General features: G+C 40.8%; 17 protein-coding genes. 12 read left to right on the top strand and 5 right to left on the bottom strand.

Going from position 1 to position 18,049, the window contains the following annotated elements; translation table 11 throughout:
* Positions 1 to 73 precede the first annotated feature (73 nt).
* The 4 genes from yfcC to N782_RS20560 all read left to right on the top strand — a co-directional run bounded on the left by yfcC (position 74) and on the right by N782_RS20560 (position 4,652).
* The gene (gene yfcC, locus N782_RS01105; RefSeq protein WP_052111086.1) at positions 74 to 1,591 is read left to right on the top strand and encodes a putative basic amino acid antiporter YfcC; all 1,518 of its coding nucleotides are present in this window, start codon (positions 74 to 76) and stop codon (positions 1,589 to 1,591) included.
* A gap of 59 nt (positions 1,592 to 1,650) precedes the next feature.
* The gene (iadA, locus tag N782_RS01100) at positions 1,651 to 2,820 is read left to right on the top strand and encodes a beta-aspartyl-peptidase (RefSeq protein WP_036815422.1); all 1,170 of its coding nucleotides are present in this window, start codon (positions 1,651 to 1,653) and stop codon (positions 2,818 to 2,820) included.
* 88 nt (positions 2,821 to 2,908) lie between these two features.
* Complete coding sequence (locus tag N782_RS01095) at positions 2,909 to 3,982, top strand: PQQ-dependent sugar dehydrogenase (RefSeq protein WP_036815421.1); 1,074 nt, start codon at positions 2,909 to 2,911, stop codon at positions 3,980 to 3,982.
* Positions 3,983 to 4,157: 175 nt separating this feature from the next.
* On the top strand, positions 4,158 to 4,652 hold the full coding sequence (locus N782_RS20560) for a hypothetical protein (RefSeq protein ID WP_052111085.1): 495 nt from the start codon (positions 4,158 to 4,160) through the stop codon (positions 4,650 to 4,652).
* Between the two features lie 268 nt (positions 4,653 to 4,920).
* On the opposite strand, the gene nhaC is transcribed toward N782_RS20560, so the two are convergent.
* The 3 genes from nhaC to N782_RS20905 all read right to left on the bottom strand — a co-directional run bounded on the left by nhaC (position 4,921) and on the right by N782_RS20905 (position 8,536).
* Positions 4,921 to 6,342: a Na+/H+ antiporter NhaC gene (gene nhaC / locus N782_RS01085; protein ID WP_036815419.1), complete on the bottom strand. Its 1,422-nt coding sequence runs from the start codon at positions 6,340 to 6,342 to the stop codon at positions 4,921 to 4,923.
* A gap of 822 nt (positions 6,343 to 7,164) precedes the next feature.
* Positions 7,165 to 8,172 carry a rod-share determining protein MreBH gene (mreBH, locus tag N782_RS01080; RefSeq protein WP_036815418.1) on the bottom strand — a complete coding sequence of 336 codons (1,008 nt, stop codon included), beginning with the start codon at positions 8,170 to 8,172 and terminating at the stop codon, positions 7,165 to 7,167.
* 232 nt (positions 8,173 to 8,404) lie between these two features.
* Positions 8,405 to 8,536 carry a YflJ family protein gene (locus N782_RS20905; RefSeq protein WP_084102941.1) on the bottom strand — a complete coding sequence of 44 codons (132 nt, stop codon included), beginning with the start codon at positions 8,534 to 8,536 and terminating at the stop codon, positions 8,405 to 8,407.
* Positions 8,537 to 8,715: 179 nt separating this feature from the next.
* On the opposite strand from N782_RS20905, the gene N782_RS01070 reads away from it, so the two are divergent.
* The 3 genes from N782_RS01070 (at position 8,716) to N782_RS01060 (ending at position 11,302) form a co-directional block, all read left to right on the top strand.
* Entirely contained in the window at positions 8,716 to 9,468 is a 753-nt protein-coding gene (locus tag N782_RS01070) for a YkgJ family cysteine cluster protein (protein ID WP_036815415.1), read from the top strand.
* A gap of 64 nt (positions 9,469 to 9,532) precedes the next feature.
* Positions 9,533 to 10,195 carry an MOSC domain-containing protein gene (locus N782_RS01065; protein ID WP_036815414.1) on the top strand — a complete coding sequence of 221 codons (663 nt, stop codon included), beginning with the start codon at positions 9,533 to 9,535 and terminating at the stop codon, positions 10,193 to 10,195.
* A 285-nt stretch (positions 10,196 to 10,480) separates the two neighbouring features.
* Complete coding sequence (locus N782_RS01060; protein ID WP_036815413.1) at positions 10,481 to 11,302, top strand: CAP domain-containing protein; 822 nt, start codon at positions 10,481 to 10,483, stop codon at positions 11,300 to 11,302.
* A 411-nt stretch (positions 11,303 to 11,713) separates the two neighbouring features.
* Here the strand turns inward: N782_RS01060 and N782_RS01055 are convergent, their stop codons facing one another.
* On the bottom strand, positions 11,714 to 12,490 hold the full coding sequence (locus tag N782_RS01055) for a phosphatidate cytidylyltransferase (RefSeq protein ID WP_036815411.1): 777 nt from the start codon (positions 12,488 to 12,490) through the stop codon (positions 11,714 to 11,716).
* Between the two features lie 247 nt (positions 12,491 to 12,737).
* On the opposite strand from N782_RS01055, the gene N782_RS01050 reads away from it, so the two are divergent.
* The 4 genes from N782_RS01050 (at position 12,738) to N782_RS01035 (ending at position 16,019) form a co-directional block, all read left to right on the top strand.
* Positions 12,738 to 13,250, top strand: coding sequence for an O-acetyl-ADP-ribose deacetylase (locus tag N782_RS01050; RefSeq protein WP_036815410.1), 513 nt, complete (start codon positions 12,738 to 12,740; stop codon positions 13,248 to 13,250).
* Between the two features lie 97 nt (positions 13,251 to 13,347).
* Positions 13,348 to 13,818 (top strand): nucleoside deaminase, encoded by a 471-nt coding sequence (locus N782_RS01045; protein WP_036815409.1) that lies wholly within the window; start codon positions 13,348 to 13,350, stop codon positions 13,816 to 13,818.
* A 489-nt stretch (positions 13,819 to 14,307) separates the two neighbouring features.
* Entirely contained in the window at positions 14,308 to 14,805 is a 498-nt protein-coding gene (locus N782_RS01040; protein WP_036815407.1) for a PTS sugar transporter subunit IIA, read from the top strand.
* Positions 14,806 to 15,071: 266 nt separating this feature from the next.
* Positions 15,072 to 16,019, top strand: a complete 948-nt coding sequence (locus N782_RS01035; RefSeq protein WP_036815406.1) for an aminoimidazole riboside kinase — start codon at positions 15,072 to 15,074, stop codon at positions 16,017 to 16,019.
* A gap of 55 nt (positions 16,020 to 16,074) precedes the next feature.
* On the opposite strand, the gene glsA is transcribed toward N782_RS01035, so the two are convergent.
* Entirely contained in the window at positions 16,075 to 17,016 is a 942-nt protein-coding gene (gene glsA, locus N782_RS01030) for a glutaminase A (RefSeq protein ID WP_036815404.1), read from the bottom strand.
* 127 nt (positions 17,017 to 17,143) lie between these two features.
* Here glsA and N782_RS01025 point away from each other — a divergent pair, with 127 nt between their 5' ends.
* Entirely contained in the window at positions 17,144 to 17,518 is a 375-nt protein-coding gene (locus tag N782_RS01025) for a DnaJ family domain-containing protein (RefSeq protein WP_036815403.1), read from the top strand.
* The last annotated feature ends 531 nt before the right edge of the window (positions 17,519 to 18,049 follow it).

Genomic DNA, 18,049 nt, shown 5'->3' with positions numbered 1-18,049 from the left:
TGGGAAAATTCAGAATTTTAAACTTGGCACGATTTTTGCATATACAAACATAAATAATGAGGGAGGAATCCAAATGACTGAAGAGCAACAACAGAAAAATAAAGAGGTCAAAGTGCCTCACACATACGTCATTATCTTCTTTGTAGTCTTACTTGCTGCTGCATTAACGTACTTAGTGCCTGCCGGAAAATTTGACACGAAAGAAGTAACCTATCAAAAGGGTGGGACAGAAGAAACCGAGACAGTATTAATTCCAGATAGCTTTCAAATTGTAAAGGATAACGATGGAGAGGCATTGAAAGAGGGAACGACCCTATTTGAACCTGGTGGTGGTGCCGGATTATTAAATTATGTGTTTGAAGGATTGGTATCAGGAAGCAAATGGGGCTCTGCAGTAGGTGTTATTGCCTTCATTCTCATTGTTGGTGGTGCATTTGGAATTATCATACGTACACGTGCAATAGAAGAGGGGATATTGAAGGTTATTGATCGAACCAAAGGTAAAGAATCTTTAATCATACCTGTCTTGTTCTTTTTATTCTCCTTAGGTGGTGCAGTATTTGGTATGGGGGAAGAGGCAATTGCTTTTGCCATGATACTTGTACCTATCGTGGTTGCTCTAGGGTATGATGCCATAACAGGGGTCATGATTACGTATGTTGCTACACAAATTGGATTTGCAACTTCTTGGATGAATCCATTTGGAGTGGCGATAGCTCAGGGTGTAGCTGGTGTGCCAGTATTTTCGGGTTCTATGTTTCGGATTGTAATGTGGCTTTTCTTTACCATTGTAGGGATTATATTTACATGGCAATACGCTTCAAAAATTCGGAAAAACCCTGAGCGCTCCTTGTCCTATCAATCGGACGAATATTTTCGAGAAGATTTTGAATCAAGAGATCTAAATGTCAATTTCACCCTTGGTCACTCATTGGTATTATTGACTGTTCTTGCAGGGATTGTATGGATTATCTGGGGTGTAGTGGTCCATGCTTATTACATTCCGGAGATTGCTAGCCAATTTTTCACGATGGGTATTGTAGCGGGTCTAATTGGTGTCCTATTCAAATTGAATAAAATGGGAGTCAATGATATAGCAGATGCATTCGCACAAGGGGCGAAAGATTTATTACCAGCAGCGCTTGTTGTAGGTATGGCTCAAGGTATTGTGATTATATTAGGGGGAGATAATCCTGCAGAACCTTCTATTTTGAATACGATCCTTCATAGTGCAGGAGAGTTATTTAGTGGCGTAGCACCATCCATATCTGCATGGTTTATGTATATTTTCCAAACGGTATTTAACTTCTTTGTTGTTTCAGGATCAGGACAGGCTGCGTTGACGATGCCACTTATGGCTCCTCTAGCCGATTTAGCTGGTGTAACGAGACAGGTCGCTGTATTAGCATTCCAGCTTGGCGATGGGTTTGCGAACATTATTGTTCCAACATCGGCAGCTCTTATGGGTACACTTGGAGCGGCTAGGTTAGACTGGGGAACATGGTTTAAATTTGTAGTGAAGTTCTTCGTCGTACTATTTATTTGTGGATCCTTATTCGTCATCGTTGCCTCCTTGATAAATTTTGCATAATGAAGACTAGAAAAATATTAAAATACGCTAGGACATACAACATGAAAGGTGTGACACACATGATTACGATACTAAAAAATGGAGATATATATGCTCCGCAATATTTAGGGAAAAAAGATATCCTTATTGCAGGGAGTAAAATTAGCACAATAGCAGATGAGATCCCTATACCAGAATGGATTGGGGATGTTGAGGTCATTGATGCTTCAAATAAAATAATCACACCTGGTTTTATTGATGCCCATGTCCATATTACTGGTGGGGGTGGAGAAGGTGGTTATAAAAGCCGAACACCTGAACTTAACCTAACCGATGCAACCATAGGTGGGGTTACTACCCTTGTGGGAGTGCTCGGTACTGATGGAACAACAAGAACAATGGGCAACCTCATTGCTAAAGCAAAAGGATTACGGGAAGAGGGAATAAGCTGTTATGTTCATACAGGCTCTTACCAGGTGCCTGTTAAAACGTTAACAGGAAGTATTGAGGGAGATTTGCTATATGTAGAGGAGATAATAGGTGCAGGGGAGATTGCTATATCGGATCATCGATCTTCGCAGCCTACTGTGGAGGAATTTGCTCGTATAGCATCTGAAGCTCGTAATGGAGGAATACTTTCTGGAAAGGCTGGGATTGTGAATATTCACGTTGGGGACAGTAAGGATCAGGTGGATTTACTAGAGGAAGTTGCAGAAAGTACGGATATACCGATTAGACAATTTTATCCTACCCATATGAACCGAACACCTGAATTATTTGATGCAGGAATTCGCTATGCGAAAAAAGGTGGATATGTGGATTTTACCACGAGCACCATTCCAAAGTTTTTGGAAGAAGGCGAATTAAAATGTGGTAGTGCCTTGAAAAAAATGCTCGAAGCCGATGTCCCTGTTGAACAGATTACATTTACTTCAGATGGCCAAGCTAGCTTACCAGATTTTGATCAAAATGGAGACTATATCGGTATGAAAATTGGAAAGGTGAGTAGTCTTTACAATGCTGTTAAAGAAGCAGTTACAGAGTATCAAATTAGCTTAGAAACAGCCGTAAAGGTGATAACCTCAAACCCTGCTTCAATATTGAAGCTTCACCATAAGGGTCGTATAGAAACTGGCCTAGATGCTGACCTCGTCATGTTAAATCGAGATTTAGAAGTTGATGGTGTATTTGCATTAGGCAAGGAAATGGTGAGAAATGGGGAGCCGGTAGTGACAGGCACATTCGAATAATGAAAAGCCAATAGACCTCTGGAAAAGGGGTCTATTTTTTATAGATATCGGGAAAACAATAAGAAAACGGTTCTAAAAGGGTGATCATATGAAAAAAATGATAGGGGTTTTCTTAGTTGCGATGTTGGTTGGATGTAGCTCTTCTCCCTCAGAGCAGGAATCAGAGTCAGATCCAACAGTAAACCAAACAACAGAACAGGAAGTGCTTGCGACTAATTTAAAAGTACCTTGGGATATTGTGAAGGTAGGAGAGGATTTTTTCATTAGTGAGCGAGGTGGAGATATTGTAAGAGTGGATAGAGAAGGGGAAAAGACACCTATGCAGCTTCAGTTGCAACAAGATGTAGTTGAAGTTGGAGAGGGAGGTTTACTAGGTTTCATCGTTGCTCCTGATTTTGAGGATTCAAAAGAAGCTTACTTATATCATACATATGTAGATGGCGGTAAGCGATTAAATCGGGTAATAAAAGTAAAGCTTCAGGATGAAACGTGGGTAGAGCAACAGGTATTGTTAGACAAAATACCAGGAGAGAGAATCCACAACGGTGGGCGTTTAGAAATGGGACCTGATGATAAATTATATGTATCCACAGGTGATGCTGCAAAGGAAAGCAGTTCTCAGGATCTTAATAGCTTGTCAGGTAAGATACTGCGGATGAACTTAGATGGCACGATACCTAGTGATAATCCATTTGAAAACTCGTATGTCTACTCATACGGACATCGTAACCCACAGGGTATGACTTGGAGCGAAGATGGAACCATGTATGCAGCAGAACATGGCTCTACCGCCCATGATGAGATTAATGTCATCGAGCCTGGTAACAATTATGGCTGGCCTGTTATACAAGGGGATGAGCAGAAAGAAGGAATGGAGACGCCTCTGTTTCATTCTGGTGATGAGACATGGGCTCCATCAGCATTAGCGTATCGAGACGGTAAGTTATATGCTGCAGGTTTACGAGGAGAGCAAATTAGAGAATTCAATTTAGACAGTAAGGAGTCTTCCGTTTTTCTTAGCGGTGTAGGACGTGTGAGAGATATTTTATTTGCGAATGGAAATATGTATTTTATTACGAATAATACAGATGGAAGGGGAAATCCTCAGCCAGAAGACGATAAACTCATCAAACTCTCTTTGGAAGGTGAGGAGGGAGCGTAAATAAGAAGCTTGCGGAAGTCCTAAACGCGTTGAAAGAGGAATTAACGGCACTTAAAAGAGAGAGCCCGGCAAATGATAACTCATGAAAAGTAATAATCATGAAGGGCTTTGTAACAAATACCCAATTGATGAATACACTATCATCGACTTCTGAATAAAAGGGGAGATGACTTACATGTATCATCAGCAACCATATAATATGCAAATGCCATACGGACAAATGATGCCAGGTCAACAGCAAGGTCAAATGGGTTATGGACAACAAATGCCAATGCAACAAGGGCAGAACATGCAACAAGGAAAAAATATGCAACAAGGGCAAAACATGCAGCAAGTTAAAGGTATGCAAGACATGAAGGATTATTGTTCGAAACATATGTACTATTTTGTCATTATTCAAATGAATGACGGATCGGAACATGAAGGGATAATTGAAGACATCGATGCTGAAAACGTGTTTATTCTAATGCCGGTTGGCGATGAAGATGAGGACGGTATGGAATCCTCTGATGAGCGTCAATTTGGCTATGGCTATGGACCTGGCTTTGGGTATGGTGGAGGATATGGCGGTGGCTATGGCTATGGATATCCTCGTCGCTTCCGTCGTTTCCGTCGCTATCGCTTCCCGTTCTTTGGAATTCGTAGCTTCTTTTTCCCGTTTTTTTGGTAGGAGAATGGTTGAGAAACCCTGCTCACTTGGGCAGGGTTTTTCTTATGTTTTGCTGGGGCGACAGTGGCCAAAACAGTGGTCGCTCATATATTTCAAAAGTCGCTCATAAAATTCAAATTTCGCTCATATATTCAGAATGTTGCTCATAAATTCCGAAAGTCGCTCATAAAACTAAAATCTCGCTCAAACCCGCCGTAACCCTCTCTCAAAAGCACATCTACACATAAAAAACCGGAGAACCCCTAAATGGGAATCCTCCGGTACAACGCTATACAGATTCTCTAAGTGGAGTGTGTTGCTCTTCACTAGAAAAGTTTTGCTTAGGTAGTCTTGGGATAGAAATACCTGTGAATCCATAAAAAAGGTTAAATGCAATGACCAAATATGCAAAGAAGATGAACGGAATGAAGCTATATGGGCTTACTTGAAGGATGTTGCTAATGAATACAGCTGTTACACCCCAAGGGACTAAATTGATGCCTACTGTACCTGCTGCTTCAACGGAACGGGATAAATTCTTCGGATCGATCCCTTTTTGTTGATAGGACCCAACTAATCCACGAGCAGGTAAAATGATGGATAAATACTGCTCCCCACAAGAGAAAGCCACAACCAGGGTAGACAATATTGTTGTAGAGATTAAGGAACCAGTACTCTGAATTTTTGAGATGATGCCTTCTAACAATGTTGCAAAAACCTTAGTACCCTCTAATACTCCTCCAAGAGCTGTAGCGATTATAACCAGTCCGATTGTACTGAGCATAGAGGTGATTCCACCTCTTGATAGTAGAGAGTTTAGTGCTTCGGAATTTGTATCTGCTTGGTATCCATCCGTCATGACTGTCGCGATATCGTTGATGGAACTCCCTTGTACAAAAAATGCCACTACCCCTCCAATTGCAGAAACGATAAGAAGTGAAGGGAGAGCAGGATACCTTCTCGCAATGATTAAAATAGTTAGTAAGGGTAGGAGTAAGAGTGTTGGATGAATGGTAAAAGAACTCATAAGCCCATCCATGATGTTATTCACTTTGCCGTTTTGTATGTTGCTAGTAGACGTGTTCATCCCTAGCCACCAAAATAGCAGGAGAGTAATGATAAAGGCTGGGATGGTATCCCACAACATATGACGCACATGATCAAATAAGTTAGCTCCTACCATAGCTGGTGCAATGTTAGTTGTATCGGATAAGGGAGACAGTTTGTCACCAAAAAATGCACCGGAAACGATAGCCCCTACTATATGAGCCGACGGAATTCCCATGCTAGATCCAATTGCCATAAATGCTAAACCTACTGTTGCGACAGATGTAAAAGAACTACCTAAAGAGATAGCAACAATGCCGGTAGTAATCGCAACAGTTGGAAGGAATAACGTAGGGTTTATAAATTCTAAGCCGTAATAGATAATAGTTGGAATGGTTCCACTAAGCATCCAATTGCCAACAATTGTACCTATTACAAATAAGATGAAGACAGCTGGTAAGGCTCGAGATACACCATTCTTCATGAAATCTTGTAATTCATTCCATGAGTAGCCGTTTAGGAAACCTAGTAGGGAAGCTACGGCTAGTCCAATCATTAAAGGTAAAAACATGCTTATCTCCCAAACCATAATCGCGTATGCAGCTGAAATAATAACCGATAGTAAGGGTAATAAAGCTAGTAAAAAGCGTGGTTGTTTGTTCATGATGAAGTTCCTTTCTCGTAATCTATATAGATGCTTTAGTGCTTTTATGCTTTTATTTGCTAAAACATATTGTAAAGATTAAGAGTAGGAGAGTCAATGGAAATGATATAATAATAGAAAAAGAGGTTGCCCGGTTGGGGAACCTCTTTTTCTGGATGGGTATTATAAAATTGTTGGCGATTTTAATTGGACTACCCTAATTAGGACAGTTTGTACGTGGCTAAGCGGGCGCTTGCGCTTTAGCCACGTCCAGCTCCAGCGCCCAGCGACTAGTGTGCTTCCCTCACCTCCGTCCGATAAGTTAACATCGAATCACTACGTTCTTCGTGTTTCCTTTATCTCAAAACGATGAAGGGGAAGTTCGATTAAGATCGCTGCATCGTGCAGCAACATCGAACCAACCCACGTCGTGTGGGCCGCAGTTTGTACGTGGCTAAGCGGGCGCTTGCGCTCTTGCCACGTCCAGCTCCAGCGCCCAGCGACTAGTATGCTTCCCTCACCTCCGTCCGATAAGTCAACATCGAATCACTACGTTCTTCGTGTTTCCTTTATCTCAAAATACACAGAGGAAGTTCGATTAAAATCGCTACGTCACGTAGCAACATCGAACCAACCCACGTCGTGTGGGGCCGCAGTTTGTACGTCGCTACCGGGGCGCTTGCGCTCTGGCCACGTCCAGCTCCAGCGCCCAGCGACTAGCAAACTTCCTGCCCCTCCTTACGATAAGTCAACATCGAATCGCTACCGCTCTCCGTGTTTCCTTTATCTCATACGGAGCCGTCCAGTTTGTACGTCGCTTAACGGGCGCTTGCGCTTTTGTTTTTACTTTGCTGCTTTTTGTAATTTCTGAATCATTTTCAGTGAACGTCCGGTGCCGATGGCTACGGATTCTAGTGGGTTTGGGGCAAGGTGGACTGGGACGTATATTTCGTTGCTCAGCCATTCTTGCATTCCTTTGATTAACGCTCCGCCTCCTGTAATCACAACACCATTATCGACAATGTCTCCGCTTAGTTCTGGTGGGCAATCTTCGAGTGTTGTTTTTACTGTTTCGAGAATGTTTTCTAATGATTCTCGAATGGCAGTTTGAACTTCCGTAGATGTTAGTGTAATCGTTTTTGGTAAGCCAGAAACCATGTCACGACCGCGAACTTCCATTGTTTCCTCTTCATGATCTATTAGGGCATATCCTATTTCCATTTTAATTTCTTCTGCTGTTTTTTCCCCTATTAAAATGTTGTAATGCCTGCGTACATGCTGGATAATTTCTTCATCCATAGTGTCTCCACCATTACGAATAGAACGGCATGATACGACACCACCAAACGAAATAATAGCGACTTCACTTGTACCTCCACCAACGTCTAAAATAACATTGGCAACGGGCTCGCTTACTGGTAAGTCTGCGCCAATCGCTGCAGCTACGGGCTCTTCAATTAAGTGTACATGCTTCGCACCATAGCTTTTTACAGCGTTATGAATGGCGCGACGTTCTACAGATGTAGAACCTGATGGTGTACATATAACAACATTAGGCTTGCGCATAGACAGGCCTATGTCTTTGCTTACTTTCTTAAGCATTTCCTTAAGCATTTGAGCTGTAATGTCATAATCAGCAATTACTCCTTCACGAAGCGGTCTTACAGGGATAACGTTCTTTGGTGTTTTACCAACCATTCGTTTCGCCTCTGAACCGACTGCCAATACGTTTTTTGTTGCCGAGTCGATCGCAACAACGGAGGGCTCGTTCAACACAACCCCTTTACTCTTAGAGTAAACAAGAATATTAGCAGTACCCAAATCTATTCCAATCTCTGCATTTGTAAACATATAAAATTTCCTCCACTGGTGATAGGTTCTATTTATAGTACTTCTACCATTGTAAGCATTTTTTGAGGGTATAGGTCGTGGTAAATCGTACCTATTTCCGCTAAAATTTAGCTAATACCCACTCTTTCCCATTAAAATACAATTGTTAAACACACTTACTTCCAGAAATTATGGCTTGATATGAAAAAAAGGCATAAAAAAACAGGAAGCTGTTGTGCTTCCTGTTCTTTTATTATTCAGCTTTGTCGAAGTATAGGTTCGCTAGGATGTGTTTTTTGTAGCTCTCAAGCTTACGTCCTTCATAACGGCTCATGCCAAGTTTTTTAAGTTCGTTAACGTACCAACCTTTGCTTCCGATATGCATGCCTATCATCCTTTCATATATAATTCCTATCATTTCAGTGCACAAATCGTCGATAGTCATTGTATCATCATTTCCAAATAAGCGAAAGTCATTCACGAAAATTTTTTTCTGTACATTATTACGATATGTGGGTGCTATTGCATCGTTTGTTATAATACATGGGAAGGAGGGTTGTACGAATGCAGCCACAGTCTTATTTATCCTACGAAGAGATACTTCAAAAGATTGAGCTACTCAATGCTCAATATGAAATAAATGACGAATATTTTTCTAGTATTGTGGACCAACTGTTAGCGAGTGATAAAGACGCTAATGAAATTGTGATGGAAGGGTTCCAATTAATGCTAGAACAAGTAAATAGAGAAATGGCCAAGATGGAGAATTTCATGGATGTGACAGCTTCCTGTTTTATGGGATGTGCCTTTTGCTGTTATTTTCCGATTATCATTACTGGAATGGAAGCCAAGACAATGACACGAATCATGGAATCATGGCCAAAGGATCGTAAAGACAAGATTGTCAATCACCTGCAACAGTACTTTGAAAAATATGAAAAAGAAGTAGAGCAAGTGACTTCCCTTGACCGTGATGATCCTAAATTCAAGCAAAACTATATCGCATCCCAGGTGCCATGTCCGATGTTAGATACGGAAACAAATATGTGTATGGCATATGAAATTCGCCCAATTCCATGTAGAACCTATGTGAATTATGCAGATCCTCAAGTTTGTGCAGATAATTATATGCCGAAAGAAACGATAAGTTATGAGTTTCTCTATGATTTCTACATGGGTGCCTTAAATGAGATTATGCAAGAACTCTATGAAAATGGGGAAGAAGCATTTGTCGAGTACCCATCCGATGTATGGAACTATGATTTCCTTGCAAATTGGTTAAAAGATTGGGTTCAAGGTGAGCAACAACAAGCGTAAGTATGTATGGGGAAGAAAATAAACTTCTTGCGCTTTTTAATAGGAGAGGAAAGGGAGTATTGTAATGGAAGATGATTTTCGCATTATATCGATGCATGTAGGCGGACCAAAAAATGTTGTGCGAAATGGAGAAGAGCTTTACACAAGTTTTCTTAAGACACCTACGACAGATCGAATTGCTCTCTCCTCTCAAGGCTTAAAAGGCGATGGCCAAGCTGTCACCAAGTTCCACGGTGGGGTAGAAAAAGCGATTTGTGTGTATCCTTATAAGCACTATGCATATTGGGAACAGCAACTCGACAAAAAAATGGATTTCCCTTCATTTGGTGAGAATCTTACTATAGATGGTCTTCATGAAGAGAATATCAATATTGGCGATGTGTTTCAGTGGGGAGATGCTAAACTTCAAGTGGTGCAGCCTCGCAAGCCATGTGAGCGTATCGCGTTTGTTCACCAAGTCAAACACCTTACGAAGCAAGTTGTTCACACGGGGTACACCGGTTTTTATATGAGTGTAGTGAAAGAAGGGGAAGTTTCGGCTAACGATCGTTTTGAACGAATCCAAACAGACCCACATGCTGTTTCTGTAGCATATGTGAATCAGATAAAACTGAAAGACCGAAACAATATCGAGGGAATACGTACCATTCTTCAAGTGGATGGTTTAGCAAATGAACTACGCCAAGGATTGCAGGAACGTTTGGACAAATTACAAGACACAATATAACAAGTGTTTTACACGAAGGCCTTTATTGTAACAAAAAGGCCTTCTTTTTTTATGCGTCAATAGGGATTTACAAGAAATTTTTAGGTTTAATGGATGAGATACCCAGTATTTTGTTAATCATATGAATCTCTTAAAATTCACACATTTCGGGTAGTTTATATTAAATTAAGTAGAGGAATATTCTTTTTGATAGATCACGTGGAAAATTATCCCGTAATTGTTACAAAAAAATAGATGCTATGATGAGGTTGTCCCAAAAAACAACAACACGGGAGGAGATTCAACTTGTTTAAAAAAATCACTATTACGTCTGCATTAGCAGCAAGCGTTATCGTTGGAGGCGTAGCTCAAACAGAGGCTAGCGCTCAATCAAACCAACAAGAAAAAAATATTCAGGTGTACTCAGAGCAATCTCTACAGTCATTTGATAGAGAGGATATCCAAAATTGGTTCTCTAAATATCTATCAGACTATCAAGTAAAATGGGGCGAAAAGCAACCAACTCAGGAACAACCTGATCAAAATACAGAACAACAGCCAACTCAGGAGCAGCCTGATCAAAATACAGAACAGCAGCCAACTCAAGAACAGCCTGAGCAAAATACAGAACAAGAAACCCAACAACAAGCTGAGCCTAAAGAGCAGCAAGAAGCAACTCCAAGTCAATCATCTCAGCAACAAGAACAAGCACAAACAGAGCAGCAAAATACAGAGCAACAAGCGTCAACACTAAGTCAATATGAACAAAAGGTAGTGGAACTGACAAACGAAGAGCGTACAGCTCAAGGTCTAGAGCCACTAAAAATAGACAAGCAGCTTAGCGATGTGGCTGAGAAGAAATCAGAAGACATGGCTCAAAACAACTATTTCTCTCACAACAGCCCAACGTATGGTTCTCCATTTGATATGATGAATCAATTTGGCGTAGATTACCGTACCGCTGGTGAAAATATTGCTAAAGGTCAACGTACACCACAAGAAGTAGTAGATGCGTGGATGAACAGTGAAGGCCACCGCAAGAACATTATGAATGAGAACTTCACTCATATTGGAGTAGGATTTGTAGAAGACGGTAATCATTGGACTCAACAATTTATTGGTAAATAAACGATCACAATAATCCCCTTTTATAACGTTTACTTTGGCGCATGGATGTATTCCATGCGCTTTTTTTAGTTTAAGAGAGGTTTTTTATCATATAGGCTTTGTTGAAGTTTGTTGTAATGACTTATTTAATCTGGGAAAGAGGTTGGGAGGTACGGAAACATGGCCAGGAAGGGGATTGGGGGTGGTCGCTCCTAATTTGAAAAAGTTGCTCCTATATCTGAATTCTCGCTCCAAAAATCCAAAAGTCGCTCCTATATTCGAAAAGTTGCTCGCAAAGGCCCCCAGCGAATCCGAGCGCAGGTCCGGGTCTGCATGTCACGAAAACTGTTCTTGCTAGTGTTATTGGCATTTCACTAGGAAAGAGAGCTATAATAAAAAAAAGCCCTCAGACAAAATCTGAGGGCTCATAAACTACAAGACGCCTATTAACTTCAATCCTAAGAATACGAAAATCCAACTGTCTAATCGATCGAGTACGCCGCCATGGCCAGGGAAGATATTACCTGAGTCTTTTACGCCATAATGGCGTTTTAGGCCTGATTCTACTAGGTCACCAACTTGTCCAGCAATGGAGACCACCAGGGTTATAGCTAATGCGTGTACGTAGCTTTGGTAAGCATCTAGTATGCTGTGTAGAGCGAAGCCGATGACAAGGGCTGTAATGATTCCGCCAGTTGCCCCTTCAATTGTTTTGTTAGGACTAATAGCTGCAGCTAGCTTGTGTTTGCCGAATTTTTTCCCGATGAAATAGGCGCCGGAGTCGGTTGACCAAATCGTTAAAAGCACGACGAACGTCCAAATGACACCTTTTTCAATCCTAGCCTCTGCTAAAGATTCAAATCCAAAGCCCAAATATAGAACTCCAATCAACACAGTGCCGGCCTTTTCAATAGAAAATCCTTTGTTAAAGATTGTTGTGGTAATGAAGAAGATCACAAGGGCTAACAATACTCTAATTTGGAATTGGGACGTCCCACCAAACAATAGGGGGGAAAATAATAAGATCACCCCTAACGAGCCTACAAACCACTTTGTTCCAAACTTCCTTATTTTAATAATTGAGGAGAATTCATAAAATCCTATAAGAGCAAGCGCTAACGTTAAATAGGTAAACACATGCCCGCCTATTTTAAAAGGTATTAAGAATAGAACCGCTAGCAAAACTCCCATTAAGATACGTTGTTTCATTATTACACTTCCTTGCATTTTCTACTTATTTCAATAAAGAGCTAGTAAACAGTTTAAGGTTTTTCATCATGTACTTATACATAGAAACGATAAGTAAATACTGCTTTACTAAGCCTACCATATGATTCGATGGAATAAAAAATGAATTTTAATATAATTTTTACAAAATCATGGTGGATTGTTTGAAGATTCCTGAAGAAAGGTAGAGAAATACTAGAATCTTTCTAACGAGGAAGGATGGATATGAATGAATAAAAAAATACAGGTCATAAAAGGCGACATAACAGAGATACAAGTAGACGCCATCGTGAATGCTGCTAATGAGCAACTAGCAGGTGGTGGTGGGGTTGATGGAGCTATCCATAGAGCTGGTGGTCCTACCATCATGGCAGAATGTCGGGAGATTGGCTCTTGTCCAACTGGTCAAGCTGTTATAACAAACGGTGGAAAGCTTCCAGCGAATAAAGTAATTCATACGGTTGGCCCAGTTTGGAACGGAGGCAATAAGAATGAAGCAGAACTTTTAGCAAGCTGTTACCAACAATCCCTTTTACTAGCTGAAGAATATCAATTGAAACGGGTAGCCTTTCCGAATATAAGTACAGGTGTATATGGATATCCTAAGAAAGAGGCTGCACGAATAGCTGTTCAAACAGTAGAAGAAACATTAAGAAATCTTAACGATGTAGAAGAGGTGTATTTTGTATGCTTTGATGAAGAAAATGAAAGCATATATAAAGAATGGTTAGGTCATAACTAAGTAAGTCATAATATAGCCCTTTGTATGGTTTTTATATAACGTGTATAGGGTAAGTTTCATAGTAGAGCAACTGATTGAGTAAGTAGGAGGAAACAAGATGAATTATGTAGAACACGCTTTGGAATTAGCCGTCGAAAACGTTAAGGAAGGTGGTCATCCTTTTGGAGCTGTGCTTGTTCAAGGGGATAAGGTTATAGCCGAAGGTGTGAACCAACTTCATCATAGATTCGATGTGACTGCACATGCCGAATTAGAAGTGATTCGTAAAGCACAAGAGAGCTTACAAACTCAGGATCTAAGTGACTGTACGATGTATGCCAGTGGTGAGCCATGTCCGATGTGTCTTACGGCCATGTACTTTGCTGGAATCAAGACAGTCTATTATTCTCAGTCCATCCATGAAGCAGAAGAAGCTGGGTTAGGCATGGCGAAAACGGTGTATATGGATTTAGCGAAACCAAGTGAACAGCGTAAAATCAATATGATCCATACTCCACATGAAAGTACGAACGAAGATCCAATGGAACTTTACAAACAACAAAACGAATCCAATACACACTCCGAATAGGGATAAAGGTACTTTAGTGCTTTACTTGACAAACTACCTAAACGAATATACTCTATAGGTTGAATTCAATAGGTAGGATTGTCACTGTTTGGCAGGCAAGACCTAAAACGTATGAGGAGTCTTCCAGGGTGTTTTAGGTCTTTTTTTAAAGTAAAGAAAGTATAAATTTCTGACGCTTACGTGTCTAGCTCCAGCGCCCAGCGACTAGCAAACTTCCTGCACCTCCTTACGATAAGTCAACATCGGATCGCTTGCGCTCTCCGTGTTTCCTTTATCTCTGAAGGATTTAGAGGAGGTTCGATTAAGATCGCTGCATCATGCAGCAACATCGAACCAACCCACGTCGTGTGGGCAGCAGTTTGTACGTCGCTAGCAGGGCGCTTGTGCTTTTCTTAATTATACTTCCTGGAGACTCTACCTTAGCTTATTTATTGCAAGAGGCTCTATGCGCATTTTTTGAACGATAAGAACAAAAAAAGGGTGATAAATATGTTAAAAAAACTATTTGGTAAGAAGGAAGAAAGCAAAGAAGCAACATTAGTCGCACCATTAGACGGAAAGATTGTTCAACTAGAAGATGTACCAGACCCTGTATTCTCCCAGAAAATGATGGGAGAAGGCATTGCGATTGAACCGGCAAATGGAGAGGTTGTAAGCCCTGTTGAGGGAGAGGTCGTTCAAGTATTCCCAACAAAACACGCGGTAGGCCTTCAAACGAAATCTGGAATTGAATTACTTGTTCATATCGGTCTTGAAACAGTTAGCATGGATGGAGAAGGATTCGAAGCTCATGTAAAACAAGGCGACAAAGTAAGTGCTGGCGATAAACTCATCACATTTGACGTTGATTTAGTTAATGAGAAAGCGAAAAGTTCGGTAACTCCAGTGATTATTACAAATAGCGATTCAATCGAAAATCTAGAAACACTAAATACAGGTGAAGCAGTTAAAGGCGAAACAGAATTGCTTCACGTTCAAATGAAATAAACGGTTGGCGTCAGGAAAGAGCTTGGATTTGTCCGAGCTCTTTTTTCGTGAGTTATTATTCGATAAGTGGCCATTATGCTGAGGACTTGGGTTTGAGAGGGGGGGGCTTTCAAACTCCATTTATGCTCGCATCGGATTGGGTTATGCTCTCTTCCAATCCCCGTATGTTCACTTTGATTTGCTTTTTTATCTCCATTAGGACAAGACGATGTTATCAATTTCCGCTATAATATAAGTAACTTAAATTGAGATTGGTGGGAGTTTTCTTGAGAAAAGGTATTATAAGCTTAGGTGAAGCATTAATTGACTTTATCCCGATGACAGCTGAGAATGTTCACTATCAAAAAAGTCCTGGAGGTGCTCCTGCGAATGTGGCGGTAGGTGCTGCTCGACTTGGTTCAAAGGTAACGTTTCTAGGGAAAGTGGGAGATGATTCCCTTGGACGATTTTTAAAAGAAACATTGACTAGTTATGGAGTTTCCACAGAAGGAATGATTTTTTCACAAGAGACGCGTACCAATATAGTTATGGTGACTCTATCAGAGGATGGGGAGCGTAATTTTGAATTCTTCATCAATCCAAGTGCTGATCAAATGCTAGAGCAGAAGGAATTAAATGGAGCGTTATTCGAAGATCATAAAATCTTGCATTTTGGTTCCATTTCGATGATACAAGAGCCAGTCAAACAAGCTACAAAATATGCAGTTGAATTAGCAAGGGAAAAAGGCATGATTGTATCCTTCGATCCGAACTTACGCTCAGCGCTTTGGCCTTCTCAAGAACAGGCAAAAGAAACAATTGTTTCGATGCTTGATCAAGTAGATGTTTTGAAAATATCAGATGAAGAGCTTGAGTTTATTACAGGTGAGTCTGATATAGAGGCAGGCATAGAGAAGATGCGTGATTATCAAGTTCCATTAATGCTCGTAACGTTTGGCGGAGATGGAAGTTATGTTGTTAAAGATGGTGAATTTGTTCAAGTACCAGCTATGAAGGTGGAAGCAGTCGACACGACAGGAGCAGGAGATGCTTATGTTTCTGGGATCTTACATAGCTTAAATGAGGTTGATCAGTCACTTGAGGAGTTAACGCTAGAACAAGTAAAGCAGATGGCAGAATTCGCTAGTGTATCAGGAGGGCTTGCAGCGTCCACCAAAGGTGCGATGACAGCACTGCCTACATCAGAACAGGTGAAAGATTACTTGAGTAAGTAATTCTATCTAACGTAAAAAACCCTAGCCTTCACATAATAGGCTAGGGTTTCATTATTTAAATAGAATGACTAAATAAGTTTAAGTTCAGGTCAGAAGAGAGGCGCTCTAGAATCTTTCCGCCTCCAACACTATTCCCTTTTTCATTAATAGCTGGTCCAATCACTCCAATACCATAACGGCCAGGAACAACACTTACAATGCTTCCACTTACGCCACTTTTACAAGGGAAGCCGACTTTAACAGCAAAGTTTCCTGATTCGTTGTACATGCCAGATGTCATCATAATGGCTTGCAGGGTTTGTAAATGTTTATCGGAGATGAGTTGCTCATTGTCGTTTAGCAATTTTCCTCCGTTGGCTATGAACAATCCTACTCTTGCTAAATCCTCTACCGTGAAGCTGATTGAGTTGATGCGAAAGTATAAATCCAGAGCCTCTTCAGGGTCTAATGCTACTGCTCCAGTACTACTCATATAGTAGGCGAGGGCGCGGTTACGATCACCTTTTCGTTTTTCTGCTTGATAGACACTATTGTCATATGAAATGTTTTCATTATTTGTGATGGTCTTCAACATCGACATAATCCGTTCGAACCGCTCTTGGACGCTATCTCCTTTAATTAATGAACAAATCGCTATGGCTCCGGCATTCACCATAGGATTATACGGTCTATGTACATCATTTGATTCCAAGTGACTAATTGTATTAAAGAAGTCGCCCATTGGCTCCATCCCAACCGTTTGGAATACTTTTTCTTCGCCGAGGTCTTGTAACGCGACCATCAGGCTGATGATTTTCGAGACACTTTGTAAGGAAAAGCTCAGATCCGTCGATCCAGCCTTATAGATTTGATTATCCATATCAATCATGGCAATCCCCAGGTCGTTTTGATTCTGGTTATCCAAACAAGGTAAATCAGCCATTACTTCTCCTTTCGTTGTATAGGGTCTATATTCTGTAATGAGTTCTTTTAAATAATCATTGCTTACATGTTTCATAGTTACGACCTCCATTTCCATAGTGGTCTATTCCCCACGGGGAGTAAGTATCAAACAATATCACCAGTATAGTGGGCTATGATATAATAATGGAAAATGAGCGTTTAAACTGAAGGAGTGGTGCTTGATGGACTTTGCATATCGAATGGCAGAGGAAAAAATTAAGCAAGCTGAAAAAAACGGAGAATTCAAAGATCTCCCAGGAAAAGGGAAGCCGTTAGACTTTAGTGAGATCAATGCTGTACCTGAAGACTTACGGATGAGTTATACCATTTTAAAAAATGCCAATATGATACCTGAAGAAATGCAGCTTAAGAAGGATATGGTTGATTTAGAAGAGCTTATTGCATTGTGTGAGCATGAAGAGGATAAGAAGCCGTATCGTAAGCAGCTAGGCGAAAAGCAAATTCGGTTCCAAACATTAATGGAGAAACGAAAACTAGGAAGCTCAGGTGCGTATCGGCAATATCGTGGACAGATTGATCGGAAGATGGGTTTATAAAGAAGAAAGCCAACAGTTTTTACTTCGTATTGAAGTAGGAGTTGTTGGCTTTTTTACATTATATAAGTTTCTGTTAAAGTTTGGTGTTGATTTTGGAATCAACTATCCAAAATAGCCTTATTCAAGATAAGAAGCATAATGTTGAAGACTTGGATTCGAGATATTTTATAGAATCAACGTGTCGCAAAAGAGGGATGTTTCCGTTGCTTTTGTGAGAATAAAGGTGGCCTCTGGAACAACTCGCGTCCTACCGGCGAGCTGGCAAGCCTCCTCGAGCCCAAAAGCGGGGCTCTGCGGGGTCTCGCCTACCTCTTTCTCCGGCGGGAGTCTCCTTGTTCCACGGCCACCTTTGCTTTTTTGGGAGGGACGGAAACATGGGCAGAAAAGGGAGTTTTAGGTTGTGGCTCCTGATTTTCAAAAGTTGCTCCTGTTTTTCGATTCTTGCTCCGAAAGTAGGAAAAGTCGCTCCAGAGCCCCATAAGTATGGCGAAAGGTCGCTACTAAGCATAGCAATGTTCAATCAATTTTATG

Origin of the sequence: Pontibacillus yanchengensis Y32, assembly GCF_000770635.1 — a bacterium.
Classification (GTDB): Bacteria; Bacillota; Bacilli; order Bacillales; family BH030062; genus Pontibacillus; species Pontibacillus yanchengensis.
This window is presented reverse-complemented; position numbering and strand designations above follow the sequence as displayed.

Coding starts and splice junctions, on each gene's coding strand:
- yfcC (WP_052111086.1), top strand. CDS start 74: ATGACTGAAGAGCAACAACAGAAAAATAAAGAGGTCAAAGTGCCTCAC.
- iadA (WP_036815422.1), top strand. CDS start 1,651: ATGATTACGATACTAAAAAATGGAGATATATATGCTCCGCAATATTTA.
- N782_RS01095 (WP_036815421.1), top strand. CDS start 2,909: ATGAAAAAAATGATAGGGGTTTTCTTAGTTGCGATGTTGGTTGGATGT.
- N782_RS20560 (WP_052111085.1), top strand. CDS start 4,158: ATGTATCATCAGCAACCATATAATATGCAAATGCCATACGGACAAATG.
- nhaC (WP_036815419.1), bottom strand. CDS start 6,342: ATGAACAAACAACCACGCTTTTTACTAGCTTTATTACCCTTACTATCG.
- mreBH (WP_036815418.1), bottom strand. CDS start 8,172: ATGTTTACAAATGCAGAGATTGGAATAGATTTGGGTACTGCTAATATT.
- N782_RS20905 (WP_084102941.1), bottom strand. CDS start 8,536: ATGCATATCGGAAGCAAAGGTTGGTACGTTAACGAACTTAAAAAACTT.
- N782_RS01070 (WP_036815415.1), top strand. CDS start 8,716: ATGCAGCCACAGTCTTATTTATCCTACGAAGAGATACTTCAAAAGATT.
- N782_RS01065 (WP_036815414.1), top strand. CDS start 9,533: ATGGAAGATGATTTTCGCATTATATCGATGCATGTAGGCGGACCAAAA.
- N782_RS01055 (WP_036815411.1), bottom strand. CDS start 12,490: ATGAAACAACGTATCTTAATGGGAGTTTTGCTAGCGGTTCTATTCTTA.
- N782_RS01050 (WP_036815410.1), top strand. CDS start 12,738: ATGAATAAAAAAATACAGGTCATAAAAGGCGACATAACAGAGATACAA.
- N782_RS01045 (WP_036815409.1), top strand. CDS start 13,348: ATGAATTATGTAGAACACGCTTTGGAATTAGCCGTCGAAAACGTTAAG.
- N782_RS01040 (WP_036815407.1), top strand. CDS start 14,308: ATGTTAAAAAAACTATTTGGTAAGAAGGAAGAAAGCAAAGAAGCAACA.
- glsA (WP_036815404.1), bottom strand. CDS start 17,016: ATGAAACATGTAAGCAATGATTATTTAAAAGAACTCATTACAGAATAT.
- N782_RS01025 (WP_036815403.1), top strand. CDS start 17,144: ATGGACTTTGCATATCGAATGGCAGAGGAAAAAATTAAGCAAGCTGAA.